Below are 25612 nucleotides of genomic sequence, written 5' to 3'. Positions count from 1 at the left end.
ACTGGCCGAGGGGCCGGTCAACGGTCCCAAATGTCTTGCTCAATCCTGCAGGCCTTGAGGATAGGGCATGGGGGGCGTCATTCAGCTTATGACCGCAGAGGTGCCTGAGCCGCCGGGCGGCGAGGCCACGGATGACGACCTCGTCAGTCTGGCCACGCAGGGCAACCGTGCCGCATTCGAAGCCTTGTTGCGACGTCACTACGACCTCATGCACCGCGTGGCTTGGCGCATGACCGGCTCCCAGAGCGATGCGCAGGACATTTGCCAGGATGTCTGCTGCGCGCTGGTGGAACGGATCGCTTCGTTCAGGGGGGAGGCGAAGTTCACGACCTGGCTGATCGGGATCGTGCGCAACGCCTGCCATGATCACCATCGGCGGCAGTCGACTTTGGCGCGCCTGAAAGGCCACCTCGCCGTGCTTGCGGGAATGGCGGCGCCGCCGGATGGCAGGGATCTTTTTCGTCGCAGCTGGATCGCGAGCGAGCTGGCGCGGCTTACGCCGCTGCTGCGGGAGACGGTCGTGCTCGTCGTCGGCGAAGGCATGACGCATGCGGAGGCGGCCACGGCGCTCGGCGTCTCCGAGTCGACCATTTCCGGCCGCATGCACGAGGTGAGGCGACAGGCTGGTCTCGCGAAGGACATTGGCGATGAGGACTGATCACGACATCAAGCGTTTGCCGGATCCTCCGCCGCCGGCGCCGGACTCGCGTGACGCGGCTGTGCAGCAGGCCTTGCTGCGCTTCGATCAAAAAAGCGCCGAGAAGGGCCAAGGAATTCCGACCGACATCCGTCTCATCGAGCGAACCGCCGCACCCCTGCGGCCGTCGCGCGAGAGGACTGTCATGAATCGTAAGCGATATCTCCTGGCTGCCAGCCTGGCCTGTGTTGTTGCGGGATCGGGCGCCTATCTCCATCTCATGCGGGCGACGCAGTCACACGACGACGCTGCGCCCGTCGAGCAGAAGGTGGCGAGCAACGACGTCGCTCAAGCTCCATCCACGGTGCAGGCCAAGAAGGAGAGCGACGGCGAGGCCAATATGCGGGGTCACCTCCAGGCCGCGCCGGAAGAGGCAAAGCCCAACGAGCAAGCCAGTGCGCCCGCGGTTGTCGCGGCGCCGCCTCCCGCCAAGCCGCATGTGGAAAACCAGATCATCGGACGGTTGGCTCCGCAGGCGCCTTCTCCGATGGCGCCCAGCCGGCTCGGTATCACGCCGCGTGACCCTGGTAGCCGAGTTGCGGACAGGGCTGATCCCGGCCTCACGCGCGCGCCGGCGTCGGCATCGGCGCGGCTGATGGAGCCGGCCGATGTCCGGCGCGACCAGAGCCAGCGAGAGCATGCGACTGGTGCGCCCGAGCCTGTCGGCCGTGACCAATTTGCGAATGCGCCCGAAAACGCCTTCAAGGCCGCGCGCGATGCGCCGGTCTCGACGTTCTCCATCGATGTCGACACGGCATCGTACGCGTTCGTCCGCGCCCAGCTCAACCGCAATGTCCTGCCGCCGGCCGCGTCGGTCCGGACCGAGGAGCTGATCAACTACTTTCCCTATGCCTATGACGTGCCGGCATCGGCGAGCGAACCGTTCCGGGCCAATGTTGCCGTGTTTCCGAACCCCTGGGCGGAAGGCCGCAAGCTCATTCGCATCGGTATCAAGGGGTATGCGCTGCAACAGACAAACCGGCCGCGCGCCAATCTCGTATTCCTGATCGATACGTCGGGCTCGATGCAGCCGCAAAACCGGTTGCCACTCGTGAAGCAGTCGCTTGCCATGCTCCTGACCCAGCTGCAACCCGAGGACCGCGTCGCGATCGTGACCTATGCAGGGAATGCCGGCACGGCGCTCGAGCCCACGTCCGTGTCCGAGAAAGCGAAGATCCTGGCGACGCTCGACCACCTCGAGGCGGGCGGCAGCACGGCGGGCGCCGAAGGCATCAGGCAAGCCTATGCGCTTGCCGAGCAGAACTTTGACTCGAGCGGCGTCAACCGCGTCATCCTCGCGACCGACGGCGACTTCAATGTCGGGATCACGAACAAGGATGAATTGAAAGGTTTCGTCGAGCGTCAGCGCGAGAAGGGCATTTTCCTGTCCGTGCTCGGCGTTGGTGCCGGCAATTACAACGACGCGTTGGCGCAGACGCTGGCGCAGAACGGCAACGGCGTCGCCGCCTACATCGATACGATCAACGAGGCGCGCAAGGTGCTGGTCGAAGAGGCGAGTTCGACGCTGTTTCCGATAGGCAAGGATGTGAAGATTCAGATCGAGTTCAACCCCGCGACCGTCGCCGAATACCGGCTGATCGGCTACGAGACGCGGCTCCTCAATCGCGACGACTTCACAAATGACAAGGTCGATGCCGGCGACGTCGGTTCGGGTCAAACCGTGACGGCGCTCTACGACATCGTGCCTGTCGGCGGGCCTCGAACGGTCGACGATCTCAGATACGGTGCGCAAGCGCCGGCGAGCGGCTCGCCGGCGCCGGCCGAATATGCCTTCGTCAAGATCCGGTACAAGCTGCCCAAGTCGGATCGAAGCGTGCTGATCAGCACCCCCGTCGATCGCGGGTCCGAACACGCCCGGTTCGAGGACGCGCCGCTCGATGCCCGCTTTGCAACCGCTGTGGCCGCGTTCGGCGAGATTCTACGTGGCGGAAAGCACACCGGCAAGTTCGGCTATGACGACGTGTTGCGTATCGCCTCGGCAGCACGCGGCGACGACCCTTACGGCTATCGCTCCGAGTTCCTTCAGTTGGTGCGCGCGGCAAAAACCGCGAGCGCAATGCAGCCGCTGCGCCCTTGATCGATGTCCGGTTCTGTCGACTGTCCGTGGGGGAGCCTGGTCACTCGCTCCCCCATCACAGCACAACGTCCCGGTTCACGTTCTTGTACAACAGATAGACCGACTGACTCGCCCCCGTGGGATAGAACTGCTGCGGGCAGAACGATCCCATCCAGATGAAGTCGTCGACCCAGATTTCGTGCCAGCTGTCGCCGAGATAATACAGGTCTTGGCCCTCCAGCATCAGCAGCCCGTGCTCCATGATGTGGGTCTCGACGGCAGGAAAGCAGACGCCGGGCTGGAAGAACATCAGGTTCATCTCGAAATCGAAGCGCAGATCGCCCATGGGCAGCAGGTGCTTGAAGCCGCGCCCCTGGAGGCCGGTATGGTTCGTCACCGGCATCGATTGCTGTTGGGCGATGATCGGCGGCGGTGTCGCGATGCCCGCGACCGCTTCATAACGCTTCTTGAGCGCGAGGACGCGGGCGGGCGCGCCGGGATGACAGTGCATCGTGAACGAGGTGCCTGGCGGAACATAGGCAAAGCCACCTTCCGTCAGCGAGGTCGTTTCGGTGGCGACGCGGATGTCGACGGCGCCCGTCACGACGTAGAAGAAATGCTGAAGATCGACGCAGATCGGCTCGGCGGTACCGCCCGAGGGTTCGATCTCCAGCATGAACTGGGCAAACTGGGCACCGAGCGTCGGCGCGGCCAGAAAGCGCACGGTCGTCGACGACCACGCCGGCAGCCGGCTCTTCAAGACGCCTTCCGGCGGGATGAACGCGAAATTGCGACCGACGACGGCGCGGCTGTGTCCGATCGCGCCGGGACGAACGATTCCGGGTTGGACGGGCAGATCGGTGGGGTGCATCTGAATTCCTGGTGAGTTGCATCACTGCGTCGGTCGCCGCGAAACGACGGCGAAGGACCGAACATCGTGACGCAGGGAAATGCGGCTCTGTCTATACGGCCAGTGAAATTGATAAATGAGAGCGTGGCGTATCGCAACGGTGACCGCTCGCGTGCGAGAATCCCCGTCGCCTACACTGCACGAGCTCTATTCCCTGTGGTCGTCGATTTCGGCAGCGACCTGTCCGTAGTTCAACAGGGCGACCAGGGTCGTTCCGCCCAGGATGTTGCCGAGCAGCGTCGGTGCGAAGAAGTCCGATGCGTATTGCGCAAGCGAGGCGCGGCCGCTCTGCACCAGAAAGGCGCATTCGACCGAGCCAGCGACGATGTGCGCAAACTCGCCGAGTGCGACCACATAGGTCATCACGACGACGATCTGGGCGCGCGATCCCTTGGTGGCAGGTAGCAGCCAGGCCATCAGGGCGATCAGCCAGCCGGCAAAGATCGCCCGGACCACGGTCGTCCCGAACGTGCCCTGGATGGTGTGGCTGCTGAGATCGACGAAAGCGTCGACGATGCGCGGTTCAAAGATGCTGGTGTGCGCGAGCACGGACCCGACCGCCCAGGTTCCTGCGATGTTGGAGACGAGCACCAAGGCCCACAGCTTGAGCACGTTCCCGAGGGTGCCGAGATCCCTGTTGTGCAACAGAGGCAGGATCGGTGTCAGCGTGTTTTCGGTGAAGAGCTGCTGCCGACCCAGCACGACGACAAGGAAGCCGACCGTATAGCCCAGCGGAGCAACCAGACGGCGCATGGCCTCGTCGGAGATCGAGGCATGAAACTCACCCTGGACGATCAGCGACAATCCCATCGAAAGGCCGGCGGCGAGTCCGGACACCAGGATGGCCCACCATCGCCGCTCCAGCTCCTGCTCGCCCTCGGCACGGATCGTCTCGTGGATGAGTGCTGCGTTCGGCCGGCTCTGGGATTCGATCTGCTCGGTCTGGCGCCGCGAGACACCGTCGAGCTTCGAGGCTGGATTGAAGGAGGCGCCGTCCCCGGTCTGATCCACGCGTCCGTCTCCGTAAGTTGGCTGGTCGAGTTCAAGGAAACCACTCTCGATCAGTTCCTCGTGAGTCGTCGCGCGCGGTCTGCGAGGGGAACGGGAGCTAGGAACCTTTATCCCAAGCAACGAGTTGGCCGGTCGGGCAGGGCGAACAAGCCACACGAGGCCAATCGTGCAGGACGACGTGCGCGTGCGCTCGACCGCGGAAATCGCGGGCCATCCGATTCATCCGATGCTGGTGCCGATCCCGATCGCGTGCTTCATCGGAGCACTGCTGACCGACATAGCCTATGTCGTCAGCGCCGAGATCATGTGGGCGAATTTTTCCGCCTGGCTCCTTCTGGCCGGCGTCATCTTCGGCGTGGCGGCGGGGATCGCCGGCCTGACCGATTTCCTCGGCAACCGCCTGGTGCGGGCGCAGCCACCGGCCTGGCCGCATCTGCTCGGCAATTTCGTGGCGCTGATCCTCGCCGTCCTCAATGTTCTGATCCACACGCGTGACGCCTGGACCTCGGTTTGGCCGACCGGGCTCATTCTTTCCGCGATCACCGTGCTGATCCTGCCCGTCACCGGCTGGCTCGGCTGGGCCATGGTGTATCGCCACGGTGTCGGAGTTGCACGATGACGTCATTTCTTGCCCGCGCATTGCTGGGCTCTTCGCTGCTCTGCTCTTCGCTGCTCTTGGCCAGTTGCGATGACGGCAGCGGCGATCCCAGGGCACAGATCGGTGCCAATCCGAAGCTGCCTGACATCCAGCAATATTGGCTGCCGCCGATGCATATCGCGCGCATTGTCGGCTGGAAGAAGGACGAGACGCCGTCGGTCGCGGACGGTCTGCAGGCCAAGGCCTTCGCGACCGGCTTGCAGCATCCGCGCTTCCTCTATGTGCTTCCCAATGGCGACGTGCTGGTGGTGGAATCCAAGGCGCCGAAGGGCGCCCCGATCAAGCGGCCCAAGGAAATCGTGATGGGCTATATCGAGTCCTGGGCCACCTCCGGCGGCGATACCGGCCCGAGCAATCGCATCACGCTGCTGCGCGACACCAACGGCGACGGCGTGCCGGATGTGCAGAGCGTTTTCCTCGACCATCTCAATTCGCCGTTCGGCGTCGCCCTGGTCGGCAACGATCTCTATGTCGCCAACACCGATGCGATCGTGAAATATCCATACACGGAAGGCGATACGAAGATCACCGCCCCGGGCACGGTGCTGACACCGCTGCCGGGCGGACCGATCGATCATCACTGGACCAAGAGCCTCGTCGCCAGTCCGGACGGTTCGAAGCTGTATGCCGGCGTCGGCTCCAACAGCAACATCACCGAGAACGGCATGGAAGCGGAGCACAATCGCGCCGCCATCCTCGAGGTCGATCGCGCCAGCGGGCGCTGGCGCATCTTTGCGAGTGGCCTACGCAATCCCAACGGACTGAGCTTCGAGCCGCAGACCGGCGCATTGTGGACGGTGGTGAACGAGCGCGACGAGCTCGGTCCGGATCTCGTGCCGGACTACATGACGTCGGTGAAGGACGGCGGCTTCTACGGCTGGCCTTACAGCTATTACGGCCAGCACGTCGATCCCCGCGTCAAGCCGGAACGGCCGGACCTCGTCGCCAAGGCGCTCGTGCCGGATTACGCGCTGAGCTCGCATGTCGCGCCGCTCGGCATGGCTTTCTCCACCGGCACGAGCCTGCCGGCCGCCTATCGCAGCGGTGCCTTCGTCGGCGAGCATGGCAGCTGGAACAGGCAGGTGCTCAACGGCTACAAGGTCGTATTCGTGCCGTTCGCCGACGGCAAGCCCAGCGGCCCGGCGCAGGACGTCGTTACGGGCTTCCTCAACGGTGACAACCAGGCGCGCGGCCGTCCCGTCGGCGTCGCCATCGACAAATCGGGCGCGCTGCTGGTGGCCGACGACAGTGGCAACACCGTGTGGCGCGTGAGCGCCGCGCATCCGCAGGTGACGCAACGATAGGAGTTGGACGATGGGCCTTGCTCAATACGCGATCGTGCCGGTCGAGGACGAATGGGGCGTGCTGCATGACGGCGACGTCAAGAACCGGTATGCCACCAAGGAGGCTGCGTTCGAGTCAGCCGTCGCTGCAGCATCCCTGGCTTTGCGTGAGGGCCACGAAATCCACGTCAGTGTGCCCGGGACCGAGGCCGGCGGCAATGCGCTGGGGATCTAGCCTCTCACCCCTGACGTGCCTTCGCTCTTCGCCCGGGCCTGACGAGGTATCGGCGGCCACCGACAGCTGCTGACATGCTTGCCGCGCCAGCCGCCATTCGGCGGCCAGGTGTTCCGCCCGGCCGACTCTCCCGGTAAGACATCCCGGTTACGGGTAGGTGCCGGGCAGGCGGCGGGTTGGAATGCGATTCTTGAAATATGACGGAAGGCTCGTCGGAGTCCTGGTCGTGCTTGCCTTCACCCAACTGATCGGATGGGGCACGATCGGGCTTCCGCCCATCGTCGGCCGCGATCTCGCCGCCGATCTCGGCATGAACCTGCCGGTCGTGTTTGCCGGTACCTCGACGCTTTATGTCACGATGGGCCTTTGTGCCCCCTGGCTCGCCCGTGCCTTTGCGCGGCATGGTGCGCGCAAGGTGATGATGGTCGGCACCCTGGTGTCCGTTCCGGGTTATCTCGTCCTCGCCGTTGCCCACGAGCCGATGCTCTATTTCGTGGCCTGGGTCATCCTCGGCATGGGCGGCAGCGCGACGCTGTCGACCGGTGCCTATATCATGCTCAATGAAGTCGCCGGCCCGAAGGCCAAGAGCGCCATCGGCGCGCTCATGCTGGTGACCGGACTGTCCGGCAGCATCTTCTGGCCGACCACGTCGTTTCTCAGCGGACAGTTCGGCTGGCGCGGAACGTGTCTGGTCTACGCCGCGCTGCTGCTTCTGGTTTCACTTCCGCTCTATGCCTTCGCAACGCCGCGCCGGGCCGTCGCGACGGAGGGCGGCACCGCGCCCGCGAGGCCAACCACTGCGCCGTCGATCCCGCGGAGCACCTTCGGTCTCGTCGTCGCCGCGATCACCCTCAATGCCTTCGTCACGTTCGGCATGAGCGCCGTCTTCGTCGAATTGCTGCGGGTCGAGGGGCTGGCGCCGGCGCAGGCGATCGCCTTCGGCTCGATGCTCGGCGTGATCCAGGTCAGCGCGCGCGGGCTCGACTTCCTCGGTGGAGGTCGGTGGGACGGCATCACGACCGGGCTGGTCGCCGGCACGGCGCTCCCCGTCGCCATGCTGCTGCTGATGCTGAGCGAGGGCGCGACCTGGGCGGTCGCCGTGTTCATCCTGCTCTACGGTGCCGGCAGCGGCGCCATGGCGGTGGCGCGGGCGACCATTCCGCTGGTGTTCTACGACCAGGCCGAATTCGCCAAGGCATCGTCGATGATCGCGCTGCCGCTCAATCTGGCCTCCGCGCTCTCTCCACCTCTGCTGGCCGCTCTGCTCACCCAGTTCGGCGGCCGCGGTGCGCTCGGTCTCACCTTCGTCTTCTCCTGCGCGGCGGTGCTGATCCTGGTCCTGCTGGGGCGGCGGCGGCCGCAGGTGGCGGCGGCAGCCGCCTGAGGCAATATTCGCTTCACGGAAATTCGGTGCCGCCGCCGGGGCGGATGGCCATATGCCCGGAGCGCAGTGCTCAACGCCGGAAAATAGTGTATCCGCGGGGAGCGCGGCCGCGATCTCGTCGCCGCGCCAAGATTCAGTTCCCCGGAGGAAATCGACATGTCGGCCTTGCCGCTCTCAGGCATCAAGATCCTTGACCTCACCCGCGTGCTTGCCGGGCCCTTGTCGGCCCAGATGCTGGGCGATCTCGGCGCGGAGGTGATTAAGATCGAGCGGCCGGGCACCGGCGACGACGCGCGTGCCTTCGGCCCGCCTTACCTGACCGATCCGGAGGGCAAGGCGAACAACAACAATTCCTTCTACCTCTGCGCCAACCGCAACAAGAAGTCGGTCACCGTCAACATCGCCAAGCCCGAGGGGCAGGCGATCATCCGCGAACTCGCCAAGGACGCCGACGTCTTCATGGAGAATTACAAGGTCGGCGACCTCAAGCGCTACGGCCTCGACTACGACACCATCAAGGCGATCAACCCCGGCATCATCTATTGCTCGGTGACCGGATTCGGCCAGACCGGCCCATACGCGCCGCGCGCGGGCTATGATGCCATCCTGCAGGCGATGGGCGGCCTGATGAGCGTCACCGGCCACATGGACGGCGAGCCGGGCGAGGGTCCGATGAAGGTCGGCCCGTCGATCGTCGACTACATGACCGGCATGAACACCTCGATCGGGATTCTCTCGGCGCTCTATCATCGCGACGCCAATGACGGGCAGGGCCAGCACATCGACGTCTGCCTGTTCGACACCGTCATCGCCTCGCTGTCGCACTGGCTCCAGATCTTCCTCGTCAACGGCAAGACGCCGCCGCGCCGCGGCACCTGGGGCAATGGCGGCATGCCGGCCGGCGTGTTCCGCTGCACCGACGGCGAATTGATGCTGGTGGTCGGCAATGACGGCCAGTTCCGCAAGACCTGCGCCGTGCTCGGCGAGCCCGAGCTCGCGAACGACCCGCGCTTCGTCAAGAACAACGACCGCGTCGTGCATGGCAAGGAGATCATGGCGATCTTCGCCGGCCTGTTCCTGAAAAAGCCGGTTGCCTATTGGCTGGACAAGCTGGAGGAGGCCGGCGTGCCCTCCGGCCCGATCAACAATTTCGAGCAGGTGTTCGCCGATCCGCACGTGCAGTCGCGCGGCATGCGGGTGAAGGTCGAGCATCCCTTCGAGCCGAACCTGTCGCTGATCCGCAATGCGCTGACCCTCTCGGGCACCCCGATCGAGACCTACCGCGCCCCGCCGCTGCTCGGTGAGCACACGAGTGAGGTGCTGAGTGCCAAGCTCGGCTATGATGCCGGGAAGATCGACGAGCTGAAGCAGCAGGGGATCATCTGATTTCATGACCTCAGGCAAAACCATCATCACCTGCGCCATCACCGGCAACCTCACCAAGCCCGAGCAGTCGCCGTATCTGCCCATCACGCCCGAGCAGATCGCGACCTCCGCGCTGGAGGCCGCCGAAGCCGGCGCCGCGATCGCCCACATCCATGTGCGCGATCCCGCGACCGGCCGGCCCTCGATGGAGATAGATCTCTATCGCGATGTCGTGGATCGCATCCGCGCCCGCAACACATCGCTGGTCATCAATCTCACCACCGGGCCCGGCGGGCGCTTCGTGCCCTCGATCGACGATCCCCGTATTGCCGGCCCCGGCACCACGCTGCTTCAGCCGGAAAAGCGCGTCGAGCATATCGAGCTGCTCAAGCCCGACATCTGCACGCTCGATCTCAACACCATGAATTCCGGCGGGGAGGTCGTGATCAACACGCCGCGCAATGTCCGCATCATGGCCGAGCGCATGAAGGCGGCCGGCGTGCTGCCGGAGATCGAGCTGTTCGATTCCGGCGATTGCCATCTTGCGCGCGACATGTTGGCCGACGGCTCGCTGAACGGCCCGGGCCTGTTCTCGCTCGTGCTCGGGGTGAAGTACGGTTTCTCGGCAACGCCTGAGACGATGTTCTATGCCCGCGGCCTGCTGCCGCCGGGCGCGATCTGGTCCGGCTTCGGCATCGGCCGCGCCGAATTCCCGATGGTGGCGCAGGCGTATCTGCTCGGCGGCCATGTCCGCGTCGGCATGGAGGACAATCTCTATATGTCTAAGGGCGTGCTGGCGAAGACCAACGCCGAGCTGGTCGCGCATGCTGCGGACATTTTGAAGAATCTCGGCGCGAGCATTGCGACCGCGGAGGATGCGCGGGCGATGCTTGGGCTGGCACAATAGCTTGGTGGCAGGAGTGTGACGCCGACGTGGCCTTGTGTGAGGCTTGCGCGCAATCCCCAGATAAACCCGGTCCGTAACGACACAGGCTTCCGCTTCCCGCGCGACTCAGATTCGATCGCTCCATTGGGTCGGGAGAGAGCGAATGTCCTACACGATCGGGTTCCAGGCGAAAGACCAGAAGGCAATTCTGGCGACCGAGGCGGCGACGGCCAACCAAGCGGTGGCCATCATTGCCGCGCTGCGGCAAAGCGCCGACGAAATCAAGTTCATCCGCTCGCCGCAGGAAGGCGAGATGGGCATCGAGATGCTCCTTCTGCTCGCCAAGGAAGAGGCCGAGGAGATGCCGCAGCGGGCCTGATCCCGCGTCCACACTTCGACCGGAAGCGAAACATGCCGGCTGCCAGATAATGTAGTCCGGCATCAGTCTCGCTTGAACCGAAGGTGGATCCCGTGAAACGCGAAGCGCTCCGCGTCGAACCGATCTCGTCTTATCTCGACCGCTGGAAGGCGCCGGCCTCGCCGGTCACGCGCGCCGGCAACATGATCTTCGTCGCAGGGCTGCCGCCCTTCGACCCGGAGACGGGCGAGCTCAAGGAGATGCCGATCGAGCGGCAGAGCGAGATCGTCATGGAGCAGATGAAGCTGTGCCTTCAGACGGCCGGCGCCTCGCTCGACAACGTCATGAAGTGCAATGTCTACGGAACCTCGACGAAGCATTTCGCCGCATTCAACGCGATCTATGCCCGCTATTTCCCGGTCGATCCGCCGGCGCGCATCTTCGTCGTGACGCCGGAATGGTTCGGCCCCTTCGACGTCGAGATCGACTGTATCGCGATGATGTGAGGCGAGGTCTTCGCCTCTCCCCGCTTGCGGGGAGAGGCCGGAATGCGCGCGCAGCGCGGATTCCGGGTGAGGGGGACTCTCCGCGAGTCCAACTGTCACCGTCCCCGAGGAGACTCCCCCTCACCCCAACCCTCTCCCCGCAAGCGGGGCGAGGGAGCGCAGCATCAGCGTGGCGAGGGTATCGCTACCGCGCCGCGACCTTCGCCGGCGCTTTCACCTCCGTCCGTCCCGCCGTCAGCGCCATCGTCGCGACGCTGACGACGCGCTCCACCACGTCCTCGACGTCGTCGAGATCGCATTTGCCTTCCGACAGTTTCGTCAGCCGCTCGCTCTCGCGGATGGTGTGGTGCGCCATCGCGAGCGCGAAGTTCAGGCCCCAGTAGACATCGACCTCGCTGCGCTCTGGCAGGGCGCGCCGCATCGCGCCGGCGAATTTCCGCAAATGATCGATCTCGCGGTTCTTGATGCGGCGGATCGGCGGCACGGATTCGATCGAGGCGCGGATCATGAAGCGCGCCGCGGTCGAGCGCTGGTTCTCAGGTCCAAGGCAGCCGCGCAGCGTCGGCCCGACCAGCGCGCGCAGGATCACCTCGATCGGCGCGCGGCCGCCGCCTTGTTCTTCCGCCGCCTTCAATTCGCGCAGGCGCTCGCGGTTGGTGGCGATCGAGCGGGTGACAAATAATTCCGCGATCAGCTCGTCCTTCGAGCCGAAATGATAGTTCACCGCGGCGAGGTTGACGCCCGCCTCCGCCACGATGTCGCGCAGCGTGACGTCGCCGAAACCGCGATCGGCATAGAGCCGTTCGGCGGCGGCGAGAATGGCGGACCTGGTGTGATCGCTGGCCATGGATTGCCTTCGGGGAGGGGAGTTGCATTTCAAACAATTGTATGAAACTATCGTTTGAAGGCCGGGAAAAGTCAATCCGCATGATGGAATTGCGCCGCATCTTGAAGCGGCGCCGGTTCCGCGCCCCGCGATCGCGCTTGCGAGCTGCGCGCGGCGGGAGGACAGTCCGGCGCAAAACGATCAGCGAGAGCAAAGCGAGGAGCGTCCCATGGACTTCGACATGTCCCCCAAGCAAAAGGAATGGCTCGACCGCGTGCGGTCCTTCATGGCCAAGCACGTGCGCCCGGCGGTGCCGATCTATGACGAGCAGGATCGCAGTGGCGAGCGCTGGAAGGTCATCCCTGTGCTTGAGGATCTCAAGAAGAAGGCGAAGGCCGAAGGCCTCTGGAACATGTTCATGCCGCCGAGCGAGCATGAGGACGACGAATTCCGCGGCGCGGGATTGAGCAATCTCGAATACGCGCTGCTGTCGGAAGAGATGGGCCGCATCACCTGGGCTTCGGAGGTGTTCAACTGCTCCGCGCCCGACACCGGCAACATGGAAGTCTTCATCCGCTACGGCTCCAAGGAGCAGAAGCGCAAATGGCTGCGTCCGCTGATGGACGGCGAAATCCGCTCCGCCTTCCTGATGACCGAACCGGCGGTCGCGTCGTCCGACGCCACCAACATCGAGACCCGCATCGAGAAGGACGGCGATCACTACGTCATCAACGGCCGCAAATGGTGGTCGTCAGGCGTCGGCGATCCCCGCTGCAAGATCGCGATCCTGATGGGCAAGACCGATTTCAAGGCGGCCAAGCATCAGCAGCAGTCGCAGATCCTGGTTCCGCTCGACACACCCGGCATCAAGGTCGAGAAGATGCTGCCTGTGTTCGGCTTCGACGATGCGCCGCACGGCCACGCCCAGGTGCTGCTCGAGAACGTCCGTGTGCCGAAGGAGAACATCCTGTTAGGGGAGGGCCGCGGCTTCGAGATCGCGCAGGGCCGCCTCGGTCCGGGCCGCATCCATCACTGCATGCGCACCATCGGCAAGGCCGAGGAGGCCCTGGAGAAGATGGTGAAGCGTCTGTCCTCGCGCACCGCCTTCGGCAAGAAGATCGTCGAGCACTCGGTGTGGGAGCAGCGCATCGGCGAGGCCCGCACCAACATCGAGATGACGCGTCTCTTGTGCCTCAAGGCCGCCGACATGATGGACAAGGTCGGCAACAAGACCGCGCAGGCCGAGATCGCCATGATCAAGGTCGCTGCCCCCAACATGGCGCTGAAGATCATCGACGAGGCGATCCAGGCGTTCGGCGGCGCGGGCGTCTCCGACGATGCCGGCCTTGCCAAGGACTACGCCCACATCCGCACGCTGCGTCTCGCAGACGGCCCGGACGAGGTGCACAATCGCGCCATTGCAAGGCTCGAGGTTCGGAAGTATGCCAATTCTCCCGCACATTAAGAGGGAGGGCGGAAGCGCGCTCCCGACCTAAGAAACGACGGGGCATGATCCGATTTCGGATGACCGCTTGACGCAAGTGCACGAGCGGTTACCGATTAGGATCATGCCGGACTGAAGAGGGAGCGTCACCGTGGCTGACGGCGTCAGGAAAGACGAAGAGTTCTCGGGCACCAAGCCGGTCGAGGAGCGTCATCGCTTCGACGAGATGCGGCTCGAGGCCTGGATGCGCGAGAACGTCGAGGGCTATGAGGGCCCGCTGGTCGTGCTCCAGTTCAAGGGCGGCCAGTCCAATCCGACCTACCGGCTCAACACGCCGAAGCGCTCCTACGTGATGCGCAGAAAGCCGTTCGGCAAATTGCTGCCCTCGGCCCACGCGGTCGATCGCGAATACCGCGTCATCGCCGCCCTTGGAAAGCAGGGCTTTCCGGTCGCGCACGCCTATGCGCTATGCCAGGACGACAGCGTCATCGGCGCCGCCTTCTACATCATGTCGATGGAGGAGGGCCGCGTGTTCTGGGATCCGACGCTGCCGAGCCAGGACAATGATGCGCGGCGAAAGATCTTCACCAGCAAGATCGAGACGCTGGCGAAGCTCCACATGTTCGATCCTGAGGCGATCGGCCTCGGAGATTTCGGCAAGCCCGGAAACTATTTCGCACGGCAGATCGACCGCTGGACCAAGCAATATCGCGCCTCGGAAACCCAGCACATTCCGGAGTTCGAGAAGGTTGCCGAATGGCTGCCGAAAACCGTGCCGGAGCAGGCACGCGTCTCGATCGTCCACGGCGACTACCGCCTCGACAACATGATTTTCCACCCGACGGAACCACGTGTGCTGGCTGTGCTGGATTGGGAGCTGTCGACGCTCGGCGATCCCATGGCCGACTTCACCTATCTCTTGATGCAATGGGTCATGCCCGGCCTCGAGGGCGCGGACCTCAAGGCGCTCAACATCCCGACCGTGGAGGAAGCCGCGCAAATCTATTGCAACGTCACCAACATGACGGTGCCCGATCTCAACTGGTACTTCGCCTACAATCTGTTCCGCCTCGCCGGCATCACCCAAGGCATCGCCGGCCGCGTCCGCGATGGCACCGCCGCAAACGCCAAGGCCCTGGAATCCGCCAAGCGCACCGTGCCGCTGTCGAAAGCGTCGTGGGAGTATGCGCAGAAGGCGGGGGCAGTGTAGGGACGACAAAGGCGCGGCTGATGGCCGCGTCTGTTTGTTTTGGGTGAAGTTACTTCCACACACTCCGCGTCATTGCCCGCGAAGGCGGGCAATCCAGTATTCCAGAGACGTCAGCGCTTGAAACCGAGAAGCCGCGGCGTACTGGATGCCCCGGTCAAGCCGGGGCATGACACCGTTGATAGGTTATAGTTTCGCCTGGAACCGCGCATATGATCGATCACGCGACTCTCGTCAGCTACATCATCATCGTCCTCGGCTTCGTCTTCATTCCCGGCCCCGCCACGCTGCTCACCATGGCGCGCGCGGCAAGCTCGGGTACAAGGGTCGGTATCGCCACGGGTGCAGGAATCGCCCTGGGCGACATGATCCACACCAGCATGGCGATCGTCGGCTTGTCGGCGATCATCGCGACGTCGGCGCTGCTGTTCAGCATCGTCAAATATGCGGGGGCCGCGTTCCTGATCTATCTCGGCATTCGCGCGATGCTCGACAAGACGCCGATCGAGCTGAACGGCGGTGCGCCCGCCATCAGCGCCGGCCAAGCCTTTCGGCAGGCTGTGCTGACCGAAGTGCTCAATCCCAAAACCGCGCTGTTCTTCCTCGCGTTCCTGCCGCAGTTCGTCCGGCCGGAGCACGGCTCGACGGCCCTTCAGCTTGCTACTCTCGGTGTAGTCTTCGTCCTGCTCGGCCTGCTCAGCACGATCATATTCGCCGTCGGCGCCGGCCGCCTCGGCAATCTGCTGCGCCGCCATCCGGCTGTCGTGAAGTGGCAGGGCAAGGTGGTTGGGACCATCTACTGCGCCGTCGGCGTGCGGCTGGCCTTGCAGGAGCGCTGAGGTGTAGCGTTCTATGCCCGCGTACACCCGTCATCGTGTGCGAAGCGACTTGTCCGGCAAGCCTCTCGCGAAGGCGAAAGCAATCCAGAATCCCTGATAGTCCGGATTGCTTCGTCGCTGCGCTCCTCGCAATGACGAGGAGGCGCCCGTAGCTTGTTCCCCCACCAGGCGTGACCATATCTCCCTGCTCAGGGAGATAGTCATGGTCCAGCAACTGCGCATCTACGAAATCTTCGAGAAGAACAAGGCCGCATTCCACGCCCGGTTTCGCGACCACGCTGCGCGCATCATGCGCACCAAATATGGCTTTCGGATCGTGGCGATGTGGGAGACGAAATTCAATGATCGCACCGAATTCGCCTACCTCTTGGAGTGGCCGGACGAGGCGGCGAAAACGTCCGCCTGGACGGCCTTCATGGCCGACGCCGAGTGGACCGAGATCAAGCGCGTGACCCACGCGGAGCACGGCCTGATGGTCGGCCAGATCCAGGACCGCCTGCTGGTGCCGGTCGACTATTCGCCGTCGCGCAGTTTCGAAGGGCGGATTAGCGAAGCGTAATCCGCCCTTCGCGCCACGGAGCAGCTCCCCGTAGGTGGGCAAAAGGCGCGTAGCGCTTTGCCCACGATCTCTTCGTGGTTATAGCAGCAGTGGTGGGCACGCTCCGCTTTGCCCACCCTACGGCACCGGTGCCTGTGACTATCCCTTCGCGCAATGCGCGATCAGCTTCTCCACAAACCCCGCGCACTTCTCCAGCTCCGCCATCGCCACGAACTCATCCGGCGTATGCGCCTGCGCGATGGAGCCCGGTCCGATGACCACCGACGGAATATCGGCGATGCTGGCAAACAGGCTCGCCTCGGTGCCGAAGGCGACCTTGGCGTGGTCGTTGCGGCCGGCGAGGCTCTTGGCCAGCGTGACGATCGCCGCATCGGCTTTCGTGTCGAGAGCGGGGTAGTCCAAAATCTCCTCGAAATCGATGCCGCAGTCCGGATGCCGTGCCTTCATCGCGGGCTCCAACTCGGCCTTGGCCCAGGCGACGATCGCATCCGTCACCTCCTTGGACTCGGTGATACCGATGCCGCGGCATTCGAAATCGACCGTGCAGGTGTCGGGCACGATGTTCAGCGCCGCGCCGCCATGGACGATGCTGGTCAGCAGGGTCGAGTGCGGCACGTCGTAGAGGCTGTTGCGCTCGGCCTCGGCTGCCAGCTTCACGGCGCGGCGGCGGATCTCGACGATCAGCTCGGCGGCATATTCGATGGCGTTGACACCCTCGGGTGCGATCGAGGAGTGGCGCGCAAGGCCGCGGAAGGTCGCGCGCACGCCGTGCTTGCCTTTGTGGCCGATGATGACCTTCATCTCGGTCGGCTCGCCGATGAAGGCGCCGAGCGGCTTGACCTTCTTCTTGGCGACCTCGTGCAGCATCGGGCGGACGCCGACGCAGCCGATCTCCTCGTCATAGGAGATGGCGAGATGAATCGGCGTCGCGAGCTTCGCCTCCAGCATCTCCGGGACCATCGCAAGGCAGACCGCGACAAACCCCTTCATGTCGGTGGTGCCGCGGCCATAGAGCTTGCCGTCGCGCTCGATCAGCTTGAACGGATCGTGGCTCCAGTCCTGGCCCATAACAGGCACCACGTCGGTGTGGCCCGACAGCACGAAGCCGGGGCGGTCCTCCGGCCCGATCGTCACCCAGAGCGAAGCTTTCTCCCCTGTCTCGTCGACGATGCGCTCGCCCTTGATGCCGAGGAAGGCGAGATAGCTTTCGATATGGGCAATCAGCGGCAGGTTGGTGCGATCGCTGATGGTGTCGAAGCCGATGAGGTCGGCGAGAATTTGGCGGATGCGGTCGGGTCGGGAACTGGGGAAGATCGGGTTCGGCATTGTCTTTTCTTGTCGGAGATTACAGAGGCTGAAGTTGCCTGCACGAACCATACCAATGTGCGGCTCCGTTGAGCAAATCAACATCCCGGCCGTCATTCCGGGGCGATGCGCAGCATCGAGCCCGGAATCCATCGTGCCGCGTCACGTGCCGACCATGGATTCCGGGCTCGCGACTTCGTCGCGCCCCGGAATGACGAGGGGAGCAACAACCCCTTGCGCTGCCCGTCGGGCAAAACACCCAACCGGCCGGTCAAGCCTGCTCGCTAAAAATATTCCACTTTACCGAAATTCGGAAATAGCGTAGATGTCGCGTCAACCCGGTCCAAGGAAGAGGGCGTATCGCGATCGTCACGAACGCGGGCTGGGGGGCGGTGGACGTGGGTCGCACCGGTGCGGAAGGTTCGCAGGGCGGGCAACCGTGAGCGAAAACCATCGCGCCAACGACAGGTGCGGTCTCGCGTACGGCTAAATCGTGTGGTCCTGGCGCCCGGGGTCTGTGCGCCAAGTCTTGCGGTGATGCGGCGATCCAACCGGACACGCGCATCAGCCATCCGCAAGGTGACGGGGGCAAAAGTGCAACGCTCCCCGGGGAGAGCACGACATACGCCGTTCCAACCACTGCGCAGGGAAGGCCGGGATGTCCCGGCTACACCTGTATGCCGCTGTGCAGCCTCTTGTAGCGCAACCTTCGCACAGTGGACCTCGGGTGCCAGTGGGCTCCCGGTCTTCCCTGCGCCCTCTTTCATTTGGGGGTGAAGCGACGAAGCAAAGCTCGGGCGAACAGCCGCGAGGATGAAAACCTATGTCAGCCAACCAACAAGGCTCACGTACCCCGGACGCTGCGCAGCACGAAGTGATGCGCTGCAGAGCCGGGGCCCATCCATCAGCGAGTCGTGCGGCTTCCTGGGTCCCGGCTCTGCGCAGCAACGCGAAGGGCGTTGCAGCGCGTCCGGGACAAGATAGCGATGTCAGACCGGCTTGCCCGTATATGGCATCGACGCGGTGAGGCCACCGTCCACCGGGAAGGCCTGGCCATTCACATACGAGGCTTCATCGCTCGCCAGAAACAATCCCATCGCCGCGAGCTCGTGCGGCTGGCCGGGGCGCTTGAGCGGATTGAGCTGGCCGATCTTGTCCTGGGTGCCGCGCTCCTTGGCGCGGTCGAAGATCGGTTTCGTCATGCCGGTCTCGATCAAACCGGGACACACCGCGTTGATACGCACCCCGGTGCCGGTGAGCGAATAGGCCGTGGTCTGCACCAGCGAAATCACCCCGGCCTTGCTTGCGGCGTAGGGATGTCCGCTCGCACCGGCCTTGAGGCCCGCCACCGATGCCGTGAGCACGATCGCGCCGGATTGTTGTTTCACCATGTGCGGCATCGCATGCTTCACCGCGAGGAACGGCCCGATCAGATTGACGCGCAGGATCTCCTGCCAGTGCTCGACCGTCTGCTCGCCGAGCGGCACGAGCCCGCCCGAGACGCCGGCATTGGCCCAGATCACGTCGAGCCGGCCGTGGGTCTTCACCGCCTTGTCGATGACGGCGATCACGTCCTGCTCGGAGCCCGCGTCCGCAACCATCGCCTCCGCGACGCCGCCGGCCTTCTTGATCTCATCGACCGTCTCCTTCACCGCCTCGGTGCGATCGACCGCGATCAGCTTGGCGCCTTCCTTGGTGAAGAGATGCGCAGCCGCGCGGCCGATGCCGCTGCCAGCGCCGGTGATGATGACGGATTTGCCTTGCAGGCGGCCCATGCGTTTCTCCCTTTGCTTCATCCGCGACGCTTGCCGCGCGACGGAATTTCAAACAAGATTTCAAACGGTAAAGTGTCTTGAGACACGTTCACACCTCACGTACAGCGACATCAAACGGGATGGAAGGGCCTCATGGCAGCCGCAGACAAGCCGAAGGTGATCACGACACGGTGGTGGTGGGTCCGTCACGCGCCGGTGCGCAATGACGGCGGCAACATCTACGGGCAGAGCGATCTGCCCTGCGACACCAGCGACACCTACGTCTTCAACGCTGTTGCCAAGGTGCTGCCACGCAAGGCCGTCTGGTATTCGAGCAATCTGATGCGCACGCACCAGACCGCGGAGGCGATCTGGGCGGCGGGCTATCCGAAGCCGGAGTCGATGCCATGGGAAGCGGATCTCGCCGAGCAGAATCTCGGCCGCTGGCAGGGCATGAACCGCGCCCAGTTCATCGCGAGCCGCCCAGTCGGATCGAGCTGGTTCGCTGATATCAACGAGCCTGCGCCCGGCGGCGAAAGCTTCATGGATCTCTATAATCGGACGCGCCGCACGATCGAGAGGATCAACGGCGAGGCCGGCGGGCAGGACATCATTGCGGTCGCACATGGCGGCACCATCAAGGCGGCGATCGGCCTCGCGCTCGAGGGGCAGGTCGAGCGGGCGCTGTCGTTCGACATCGACAATTGCTCGATCACGCGGCTGGATTATTTCGCAAGTCCCGAGCGCAGCGTCTGGCGCCTGCCGATGGTGAACCAGCAGCCCTGGATCGCCGACGATGCGCATGCGCAGATGCATCAGCCGTCGGGACCGGAAGTCAAGAAGCTCGCCTGACCGAACCAAATCAAAATCTGGGAGAGAAACATGACCTTGTTCGACATGAAGGGGAAAGTCGCCGTCATCACGGGATCGACGCGCGGCATCGGGCTTGCGATCGCCGAGCGCATGGCCGAGCACGGCGCCAAGGTCGTGATCTCCTCGCGCAAGGCCGATGTCTGCGAGCAGGTGGCCAAGGGCATCAACGACAAGTTCGGCAAGGGGACGGCAGTGGCTGTCGCCGCCAACATCTCGTCGAAGGAAAATCTGCAAAACCTCGTCGACGAGAGCAACCGCGCCTTCGGCAAGATCGACGTGCTGGTCTGCAATGCAGCGTCGAATCCGTATTACGGTCCGCTCGCCGGAATCTCCGACGATCAGTTCAGGAAGATTCTCGACAACAACATCGTCGCCAACAACTGGCTGATCTCGATGGTGGTGCCGCAGATGATCGAGCGCAAGGACGGCTCGGTCATCATCGTCTCCTCGATCGGCGGGTTGAAAGGCTCGACCATCCTCGGCGCCTATGCGATCTCCAAGGCCGCCGACATGCAGCTCGCGCGCAATCTCGCCTGCGAATACGGCAAGCACAACATCCGCGTGAACTGCATCGCACCCGGCCTGATCAAAACCGATTTCGCCAAAGCGCTGTGGGACAATCCGGAGAATTTGAAGGCCTCGACCTCGCGCTCGCCGTTGCTCCGCATCGGCATCCCCGACGAAATCGCGGGCGCAGCCGTGTTCCTGGGGTCGAAGGCGGGCGACTTCATGACCGGCCAGACCATGGTGATCGACGGCGGCGCGACGATTAGTTGATGGTCATAGAGCGGGAGAGGCGTCGCCCCGACATCGGTGTCATCGCCCGCGAAGGCGGGCGATCCAGTATCCCAGAGGCCTTCATTGGAGAGCTCGCTCTCACAACATCCGCCGCGGAGTACTGGATGCCCCGCCTCCGCGGGGCATGACAAGTGAGTATGGAGATGCAGCGTCGCGCGTAAGCGCCGGCCTCAATCCACCGCCGCGTAAACCAGATTCCGCACGAGGGTCCGTGTAAGATCGCGCTGTCCCGGGCCCTGGCTCATGAACACCGTGACCAGATCCTCCTTCGGATCGATCCAGAAGAACGTGCCGGCAATGCCGCTCCAGAAATAATTGCCGACGCTGCCGGGGAAGGGGGCGATGCCGGCCTCGCGGCGCACGGCGAAGCCCAGACCAAAGCCATGGCCGGGTGACAGCAGCGTGCCGTTGGTCTTAACCTCGGGGCCGAGATGATCGGACGCCATCAGCTCCAGCGTCTTGCGGCCGATGATCTTGTTGCCGTCGAGCGTACCGCCATTGCGCAGCATCAGCGCGAAGCGGGCGTAGTCCATCGTGGTCGAGACCAGACCGCCGCCGCCGGATTCCATCACGGGCTGCTCGAGCATGTTGAACAGCGCGACCTTGTCGCCGCTCCAGGGGTCGGTTTCGAACGGCTGCGCGAGTCTGCCCGCGTTGGCCTCGCTCGTCGAGAAACCGGTCTCGGACATCTGCAGCGGCGCGAGGATCCGTTCGGTGAGGAACGCGCCGAGCGACTTGCCGCTGACGACTTCGATGATGCGGCCGAGGATGTCGGTGGAGCGGCTGTAGTTGAATTCGTCGCCGGGATGGCAGACCAGCGGGAAGCTCGCCACCAGCGCGGCGTGCTCGGCATTGCTGATCTTGCGGCTACGGACGCGGGATTCCTGATAGAGCTTGTGCACGGGGCCATCGCCCTGGTGCTCGTAAGTGAGTCCCGAGGTGTGGCGGAGCAGGTCCTGGACCGTCATCGGACGCTTGGGCGGAACCAGTTCCAGCCTGCCGTCGCTGACGAGGCCGACCTTCTGGCCGGCAAACTCCGGGATGAATTTGGCGACGGGATCGCTGAGCAGGAGATGGCCGTCCTCGACCAGCGCCATGATGCCGACCGACACGATCGGCTTGGTCATCGAGAAGATCCGGAAGATCGAATCAAGCGCCATCGCCGGGCCAGTCGGGCCCTGCTTGCCGAGCGCCTCGAACCAGCCGATCTGGCCGCGGCGGGCCACCAGCACGGTCACACCGGGGATTGTTCCCTTGTCGATCTCGCGTGTGAAGGCGTCCGACATCGCCTGGAGGCGGGGCCGCGACAGGCCGAGGGTTTCCGGCTTGGCCTCGGGCAGAGGCGGGGTTTTCGGCGCGGTCGAGGGGCGGGCGGCGGCTGCGGTGGTCATGGAAGCTCCCGGTTGTTCTTGATTATCGGGACCGGAGAGTGGCCCAGAAACTCCGGCACAAACAAGGGAAGCCAGCGCGCTTCACCCTTGCAATCCGGCCGTCCCCTGTGCTTGAAAGCGCGCCTGATCCGGCGGCAACGCTGAGATCCACAGGAGTGTAGCTCAATTGGTAGAGCACCGGTCTCCAAAACCGGATAATCTCCATTTGGCATTAGTTGCCACTTGTATTCTTTCCCCTGATTACTATACGTGCGCGTGAGGTCGCTTCGGCGGCCTTTCTCGTGGCCAAAAAGAACACAGATGGCAACTACCTCCATCTGGATTCCTCTACCAATCCAATCAACGACTTAGCCGGAAGTCCCACCCACCTTCACCAGAAAGCGCTCGAAAGGAACCGTCCCACGATGGACACCAGTGTTCTCACTAACGAACCCAAAGAACTCCACGCTGAGCTGGAGCTGGCCTCCGAGAAACAAGACAAGCTCTACGACCGCGCGATGCACAACGCTGGCTATGGCGCCACCACAGGCGGAATGGCTATCACCAACATTTACCTCGCCAAGGTGACTGAGGGTGTCATTGCGAAGCTCTCCGGTTCTCGTGCGCAGTCTCACAGCGCTGAGTTCCAGATTGAGCGCTTGCTTCGCCAGCTCAACCCCGAGGTGATCGCGCTCGCCACATTGCAGTCAGGGCTCCATGCGGTGGCCCGTGAGACCACACAGCTCGGTGCGTGCCTAGAGATGGGACGCGCGATCCATGATGAACTGTGGGCCGCCAAGCTGCTTCAGACGGACAAGAAGCTGGCGCACAAGATCAGCAAGCAGGCCAAGGAGCGCTACGGGTCCGTAGAGCTGCGCAGGAAGGCCGCCAAGCGCGCCGCTGCTGACGCTGGGTTCACCATGGCTGACTGGACGGACACCAAGCTGGTCCACGTGGGCCAGTGGTGCATGAACGTCCTGCTTGAGGCCATGCCCTGGGTGTTCGAACTCACTGAGCCTCGCTTCAAGGACGATGAACGCCTGTGGGTGATTACCGAGGCGGGCCTGGAGATGGCCAAGGAAGCGGTGGCCGAGGCTGTGGCGAAGAGCCCTGTATATCAGCCGCGCACCCAGCGCCCCAAGGACTGGGACCGCTTCGTGATGAACGTGGCTGAGGACGACCGCACGATGGCTCGGGCTCAGCTTCTGCGCACGGGACACAAGGACATCATCAGCGCGGCAAGGCACGCCATCACGACAGGGCAGGCCAGGCCGGCTCTCGATGCCATCAATGCTCTGCAGTCAGTGCCGTTCAAGATCAACACATGGATCATGGACGTCATTCAGCAGTGCTACGATCACGGCATCCGTGTGGATGGCCTGCCTTATCGCAAGCGGTTTGACGTGCCCAAGCGTCTGTCTGATGCGGAGTTCGCCAAACTCTCCATCGAGCAGCGCAAGCTCCTCAGCAAGACCATCAGGGGGCTCAAGAAGGCCAACCGCGCCAACGACATCGATACGGTCGCATTCGAGCAGGACATGAAGGTGGCCGAAAGGCAAGCCTTGGTCGAACAGTTCTACTGTCCGATGAACATGGACTGGCGTGGACGCGTCTACGCTCTCACCCACTTCAACTTCCAACGTGAAGACCGAGTGAGGGCGATGTTCCTCTTCGCCAGTGGGGAGCCCATCGGTGAGGAAGGAATCTTCTGGCTCAAGATGCACGTCGCAAACTGCGGCGCGTTCGACAAGGTCGATAAGAAACCAATCGAGGAGCGGATTGCATGGGTGGATGCTCATCTGGAGGACATCGCGGACTACGTGCGGAGGCCTCTGTATCGGACGGAGTGGACACAGGCCGACAGCCCGTTCCTGTTCTTGGCTGCGTGTCGAGAGTTAATTGCCAGCGTCCAGCATGGTCCGACGTATGTGAGCCACATGCCTGTCAGTTTCGACGGCAGTTGCTCGGGACTTCAGCATCTAGCAGCGATGACGAAGGCTCCCGAGGGCGCCCTGGTCAACCTGACGAACAACGCGAGCCCGGCTGACGTCTATCAGACGGTAGCGGACCTTACCAAGAAGCTCGTCGTCTCCGATCTGGAAAGCGCGGAGATGTTCGGCAAGAACGAGCGAGCCCGCAGGATCAGCACTCTAGCTGCTGCGGCCCTCGCATACGGCATCGACCGCAAGCTGGTGAAGCGCAACGTGATGACGTTCGCCTATTCCTCGAAAGAGTACGGGATGGGCGAGCAAATCTATGAGGACACGATGGAGCCCTTGGAGCTGAAGCTTCTCAAGGGTGAACTCGATCACCATCCCTTCGGCGACACAGAGGACGACTGGCGCATTTTCAGCCGCTACCTCGCCAATCGTGTCCTGCAGGCTATCAAGAGCGTCGTACGTCTCCCAGCGCAAGCCATGGAGTTCATGCAGAAGCTCGCGAAGTCCTTGGCTCACGAAGGCAAGCCTCTGAAGTGGACGTCGCCTGCTGGGCTCCCGTGTATCAATCGATACCATGAGAGCACCACGGAGCGCGTCGAGCTGTGGTGCTACGACAAGGGCGTGAAGACCCGCACGAGGGTCACTGTGGCGACGGGATACGAAAGCCCCATCGCGAAGGAGAAGGCGGCCGCAGGGATTGCGCCCAACTTCGTCCACTCGCACGACGCAGCGCACTTGCTGCTCACGTGTCGCAACTCAGCACATGAAGGCATCGTGGACATCGCCACTGTGCATGACAGCTTCGGTTGTCTGCCAAGCCGAGCCACGCGCTTCAATCAGATCATCCGCGAGACCTTCTTGCGTATGTACACCGACCACGACGTCCTCAGCGAGTTGCTTGAGAGCGCCCGTGCAGACCTCACCGCTGCCAACCAATGGCGGCTCGACGAAGCCATAGCGGCGATGCCCGAGAGAGGCACGCTCGACCTGAAGGAGATACTGAATGCTCGATACGCTTTCGCCTGAGGTCGTCTTGCTCGATGAGTACGGCGACCCCATCAAGCGCAGCCCGCAGAACTACCTCGCTCAGCAATACGAGCGTGATAAGGAGCGGCTGACGGAAAACCAGATCAAGGCTCTCCAGGCGCACCGCGAGCGCGTCTGGAACAAGCTGGTGCCGGCCTCCGCTGTCGCTGCCGAGCTGAAGCCTCACTACGTGCGCTACCTAAACCCGACCAAGGGGTGGCGCTACGTCGGCAAGCGGCGCTTCGCTGCGTACGGGGTGCTCTGATGACGACTTGGAAGGTCTACGTCAAAGAGGCCAGCA

The 25612-nt window shown here is 63.7% G+C and carries 24 protein-coding genes; 18 read left to right on the top strand and 6 right to left on the bottom strand.

Annotation, left to right across the window (positions count from 1 at the left end; genetic code table 11):
• Nucleotides 1–67 precede the first annotated feature (67 nt).
• Nucleotides 68–658 carry an RNA polymerase sigma factor gene (locus tag HYH08_RS16335; RefSeq protein ID WP_220010827.1) on the top strand — a complete coding sequence of 197 codons (591 nt, stop codon included), beginning with the start codon at nucleotides 68–70 and terminating at the stop codon, nucleotides 656–658.
• A 184-nt stretch (nucleotides 659–842) separates the two neighbouring features.
• A complete protein-coding gene (locus tag HYH08_RS16330) occupies nucleotides 843–2795 on the top strand; it encodes a YfbK domain-containing protein (protein ID WP_228747860.1) in 1953 nt (650 codons plus the stop codon).
• A 55-nt stretch (nucleotides 2796–2850) separates the two neighbouring features.
• Here the strand turns inward: HYH08_RS16330 and allE are convergent, their stop codons facing one another.
• Both allE and HYH08_RS16320 read right to left on the bottom strand, forming a co-directional pair.
• Nucleotides 2851–3645, bottom strand: coding sequence for a (S)-ureidoglycine aminohydrolase (gene allE / locus HYH08_RS16325; protein ID WP_220010825.1), 795 nt, complete (start codon nucleotides 3643–3645; stop codon nucleotides 2851–2853).
• A gap of 186 nt (nucleotides 3646–3831) precedes the next feature.
• Nucleotides 3832–4695: a formate/nitrite transporter family protein gene (locus HYH08_RS16320; protein WP_220010824.1), complete on the bottom strand. Its 864-nt coding sequence runs from the start codon at nucleotides 4693–4695 to the stop codon at nucleotides 3832–3834.
• 166 nt (nucleotides 4696–4861) lie between these two features.
• Between HYH08_RS16320 and HYH08_RS16315 the strand changes: the two genes are divergently transcribed.
• The 8 genes from HYH08_RS16315 (at nucleotide 4862) to HYH08_RS16280 (ending at nucleotide 11370) form a co-directional block, all read left to right on the top strand.
• Nucleotides 4862–5314 (top strand): DUF2231 domain-containing protein, encoded by a 453-nt coding sequence (locus HYH08_RS16315; RefSeq protein WP_220010823.1) that lies wholly within the window; start codon nucleotides 4862–4864, stop codon nucleotides 5312–5314.
• A complete protein-coding gene (locus HYH08_RS16310; protein WP_220010822.1) occupies nucleotides 5311–6657 on the top strand; it encodes a PQQ-dependent sugar dehydrogenase in 1347 nt (448 codons plus the stop codon). Before HYH08_RS16315 ends, HYH08_RS16310 begins: the two co-directional genes overlap by 4 nt.
• Nucleotides 6658–6667: 10 nt before the next feature.
• Nucleotides 6668–6871 carry a hypothetical protein gene (locus HYH08_RS16305; RefSeq protein WP_220010821.1) on the top strand — a complete coding sequence of 68 codons (204 nt, stop codon included), beginning with the start codon at nucleotides 6668–6670 and terminating at the stop codon, nucleotides 6869–6871.
• Nucleotides 6872–7052: 181 nt separating this feature from the next.
• On the top strand, nucleotides 7053–8255 hold the full coding sequence (locus HYH08_RS16300; RefSeq protein WP_220010820.1) for an MFS transporter: 1203 nt from the start codon (nucleotides 7053–7055) through the stop codon (nucleotides 8253–8255).
• 156 nt (nucleotides 8256–8411) lie between these two features.
• Complete coding sequence (locus tag HYH08_RS16295) at nucleotides 8412–9641, top strand: CaiB/BaiF CoA transferase family protein (protein WP_220010819.1); 1230 nt, start codon at nucleotides 8412–8414, stop codon at nucleotides 9639–9641.
• Between the two features lie 4 nt (nucleotides 9642–9645).
• Complete coding sequence (locus HYH08_RS16290; protein ID WP_220010818.1) at nucleotides 9646–10527, top strand: beta-keto acid cleavage family enzyme; 882 nt, start codon at nucleotides 9646–9648, stop codon at nucleotides 10525–10527.
• 142 nt (nucleotides 10528–10669) lie between these two features.
• The gene (locus HYH08_RS16285) at nucleotides 10670–10885 is read left to right on the top strand and encodes a hypothetical protein (protein ID WP_036010888.1); all 216 of its coding nucleotides are present in this window, start codon (nucleotides 10670–10672) and stop codon (nucleotides 10883–10885) included.
• 92 nt (nucleotides 10886–10977) lie between these two features.
• Nucleotides 10978–11370: a RidA family protein gene (locus HYH08_RS16280; protein ID WP_220010817.1), complete on the top strand. Its 393-nt coding sequence runs from the start codon at nucleotides 10978–10980 to the stop codon at nucleotides 11368–11370.
• A gap of 184 nt (nucleotides 11371–11554) precedes the next feature.
• Here the strand turns inward: HYH08_RS16280 and HYH08_RS16275 are convergent, their stop codons facing one another.
• Nucleotides 11555–12217 (bottom strand): TetR/AcrR family transcriptional regulator, encoded by a 663-nt coding sequence (locus tag HYH08_RS16275; RefSeq protein WP_220010816.1) that lies wholly within the window; start codon nucleotides 12215–12217, stop codon nucleotides 11555–11557.
• Nucleotides 12218–12425: 208 nt separating this feature from the next.
• Between HYH08_RS16275 and HYH08_RS16270 the strand changes: the two genes are divergently transcribed.
• The 4 genes from HYH08_RS16270 (at nucleotide 12426) to HYH08_RS16255 (ending at nucleotide 16245) form a co-directional block, all read left to right on the top strand.
• Complete coding sequence (locus HYH08_RS16270; RefSeq protein ID WP_220010815.1) at nucleotides 12426–13661, top strand: acyl-CoA dehydrogenase family protein; 1236 nt, start codon at nucleotides 12426–12428, stop codon at nucleotides 13659–13661.
• Between the two features lie 130 nt (nucleotides 13662–13791).
• Nucleotides 13792–14850 carry a phosphotransferase family protein gene (locus HYH08_RS16265; RefSeq protein ID WP_220010814.1) on the top strand — a complete coding sequence of 353 codons (1059 nt, stop codon included), beginning with the start codon at nucleotides 13792–13794 and terminating at the stop codon, nucleotides 14848–14850.
• 209 nt (nucleotides 14851–15059) lie between these two features.
• On the top strand, nucleotides 15060–15686 hold the full coding sequence (locus HYH08_RS16260) for a LysE family translocator (RefSeq protein ID WP_220010813.1): 627 nt from the start codon (nucleotides 15060–15062) through the stop codon (nucleotides 15684–15686).
• A 202-nt stretch (nucleotides 15687–15888) separates the two neighbouring features.
• On the top strand, nucleotides 15889–16245 hold the full coding sequence (locus HYH08_RS16255) for an NIPSNAP family protein (RefSeq protein WP_220010812.1): 357 nt from the start codon (nucleotides 15889–15891) through the stop codon (nucleotides 16243–16245).
• Nucleotides 16246–16383: 138 nt separating this feature from the next.
• On the opposite strand, the gene argE is transcribed toward HYH08_RS16255, so the two are convergent.
• Nucleotides 16384–17571, bottom strand: a complete 1188-nt coding sequence (gene argE, locus HYH08_RS16250) for an acetylornithine deacetylase (protein ID WP_220010811.1) — start codon at nucleotides 17569–17571, stop codon at nucleotides 16384–16386.
• A gap of 968 nt (nucleotides 17572–18539) precedes the next feature.
• A complete protein-coding gene (locus HYH08_RS16245) occupies nucleotides 18540–19325 on the bottom strand; it encodes an SDR family NAD(P)-dependent oxidoreductase (protein WP_220010810.1) in 786 nt (261 codons plus the stop codon).
• A 132-nt stretch (nucleotides 19326–19457) separates the two neighbouring features.
• Here HYH08_RS16245 and HYH08_RS16240 point away from each other — a divergent pair, with 132 nt between their 5' ends.
• Nucleotides 19458–20156, top strand: coding sequence for a histidine phosphatase family protein (locus HYH08_RS16240; RefSeq protein WP_220010809.1), 699 nt, complete (start codon nucleotides 19458–19460; stop codon nucleotides 20154–20156).
• Between the two features lie 30 nt (nucleotides 20157–20186).
• Nucleotides 20187–20954, top strand: a complete 768-nt coding sequence (locus HYH08_RS16235; RefSeq protein ID WP_130369636.1) for an SDR family NAD(P)-dependent oxidoreductase — start codon at nucleotides 20187–20189, stop codon at nucleotides 20952–20954.
• 191 nt (nucleotides 20955–21145) lie between these two features.
• Here HYH08_RS16235 and HYH08_RS16230 read toward each other — a convergent pair whose 3' ends face one another.
• Entirely contained in the window at nucleotides 21146–22366 is a 1221-nt protein-coding gene (locus tag HYH08_RS16230; protein WP_220010808.1) for a serine hydrolase domain-containing protein, read from the bottom strand.
• A 404-nt stretch (nucleotides 22367–22770) separates the two neighbouring features.
• Here HYH08_RS16230 and HYH08_RS16225 point away from each other — a divergent pair, with 404 nt between their 5' ends.
• Together HYH08_RS16225 and HYH08_RS16220 are read left to right on the top strand one after the other, a co-directional pair.
• Complete coding sequence (locus tag HYH08_RS16225) at nucleotides 22771–25311, top strand: DNA-directed RNA polymerase (RefSeq protein WP_220010807.1); 2541 nt, start codon at nucleotides 22771–22773, stop codon at nucleotides 25309–25311.
• A complete protein-coding gene (locus HYH08_RS16220; RefSeq protein ID WP_220010806.1) occupies nucleotides 25289–25576 on the top strand; it encodes a hypothetical protein in 288 nt (95 codons plus the stop codon). Before HYH08_RS16225 ends, HYH08_RS16220 begins: the two co-directional genes overlap by 23 nt.
• Nucleotides 25577–25612 lie beyond the last annotated feature (36 nt).

This window comes from Bradyrhizobium sp. BR 10289, assembly GCF_019455385.1.
Taxonomy (GTDB): domain Bacteria; phylum Pseudomonadota; class Alphaproteobacteria; order Rhizobiales; family Xanthobacteraceae; genus Bradyrhizobium.
Note: the sequence above shows the minus strand (reverse complement) of the source record. Positions and strands in the feature narration are given on the sequence as shown.

Excerpts from the sequence above, each read along its gene's own strand:
- HYH08_RS16335 (WP_220010827.1), top strand. The coding sequence starts at position 68 with ATGGGGGGCGTCATTCAGCTTATGACCGCAGAGGTGCCTGAGCCGCCG.
- HYH08_RS16330 (WP_228747860.1), top strand. The coding sequence starts at position 843 with ATGAATCGTAAGCGATATCTCCTGGCTGCCAGCCTGGCCTGTGTTGTT.
- allE (WP_220010825.1), bottom strand. The coding sequence starts at position 3,645 with ATGCACCCCACCGATCTGCCCGTCCAACCCGGAATCGTTCGTCCCGGC.
- HYH08_RS16310 (WP_220010822.1), top strand. The coding sequence starts at position 5,311 with ATGACGTCATTTCTTGCCCGCGCATTGCTGGGCTCTTCGCTGCTCTGC.
- HYH08_RS16305 (WP_220010821.1), top strand. The coding sequence starts at position 6,668 with ATGGGCCTTGCTCAATACGCGATCGTGCCGGTCGAGGACGAATGGGGC.
- HYH08_RS16300 (WP_220010820.1), top strand. The coding sequence starts at position 7,053 with ATGCGATTCTTGAAATATGACGGAAGGCTCGTCGGAGTCCTGGTCGTG.
- HYH08_RS16295 (WP_220010819.1), top strand. The coding sequence starts at position 8,412 with ATGTCGGCCTTGCCGCTCTCAGGCATCAAGATCCTTGACCTCACCCGC.
- HYH08_RS16290 (WP_220010818.1), top strand. The coding sequence starts at position 9,646 with ATGACCTCAGGCAAAACCATCATCACCTGCGCCATCACCGGCAACCTC.
- HYH08_RS16285 (WP_036010888.1), top strand. The coding sequence starts at position 10,670 with ATGTCCTACACGATCGGGTTCCAGGCGAAAGACCAGAAGGCAATTCTG.
- HYH08_RS16275 (WP_220010816.1), bottom strand. The coding sequence starts at position 12,217 with ATGGCCAGCGATCACACCAGGTCCGCCATTCTCGCCGCCGCCGAACGG.
- HYH08_RS16270 (WP_220010815.1), top strand. The coding sequence starts at position 12,426 with ATGGACTTCGACATGTCCCCCAAGCAAAAGGAATGGCTCGACCGCGTG.
- HYH08_RS16260 (WP_220010813.1), top strand. The coding sequence starts at position 15,060 with ATGATCGATCACGCGACTCTCGTCAGCTACATCATCATCGTCCTCGGC.
- HYH08_RS16255 (WP_220010812.1), top strand. The coding sequence starts at position 15,889 with ATGGTCCAGCAACTGCGCATCTACGAAATCTTCGAGAAGAACAAGGCC.
- argE (WP_220010811.1), bottom strand. The coding sequence starts at position 17,571 with ATGCCGAACCCGATCTTCCCCAGTTCCCGACCCGACCGCATCCGCCAA.
- HYH08_RS16245 (WP_220010810.1), bottom strand. The coding sequence starts at position 19,325 with ATGGGCCGCCTGCAAGGCAAATCCGTCATCATCACCGGCGCTGGCAGC.
- HYH08_RS16240 (WP_220010809.1), top strand. The coding sequence starts at position 19,458 with ATGGCAGCCGCAGACAAGCCGAAGGTGATCACGACACGGTGGTGGTGG.
- HYH08_RS16235 (WP_130369636.1), top strand. The coding sequence starts at position 20,187 with ATGACCTTGTTCGACATGAAGGGGAAAGTCGCCGTCATCACGGGATCG.
- HYH08_RS16230 (WP_220010808.1), bottom strand. The coding sequence starts at position 22,366 with ATGACCACCGCAGCCGCCGCCCGCCCCTCGACCGCGCCGAAAACCCCG.
- HYH08_RS16225 (WP_220010807.1), top strand. The coding sequence starts at position 22,771 with ATGGACACCAGTGTTCTCACTAACGAACCCAAAGAACTCCACGCTGAG.
- HYH08_RS16220 (WP_220010806.1), top strand. The coding sequence starts at position 25,289 with ATGCTCGATACGCTTTCGCCTGAGGTCGTCTTGCTCGATGAGTACGGC.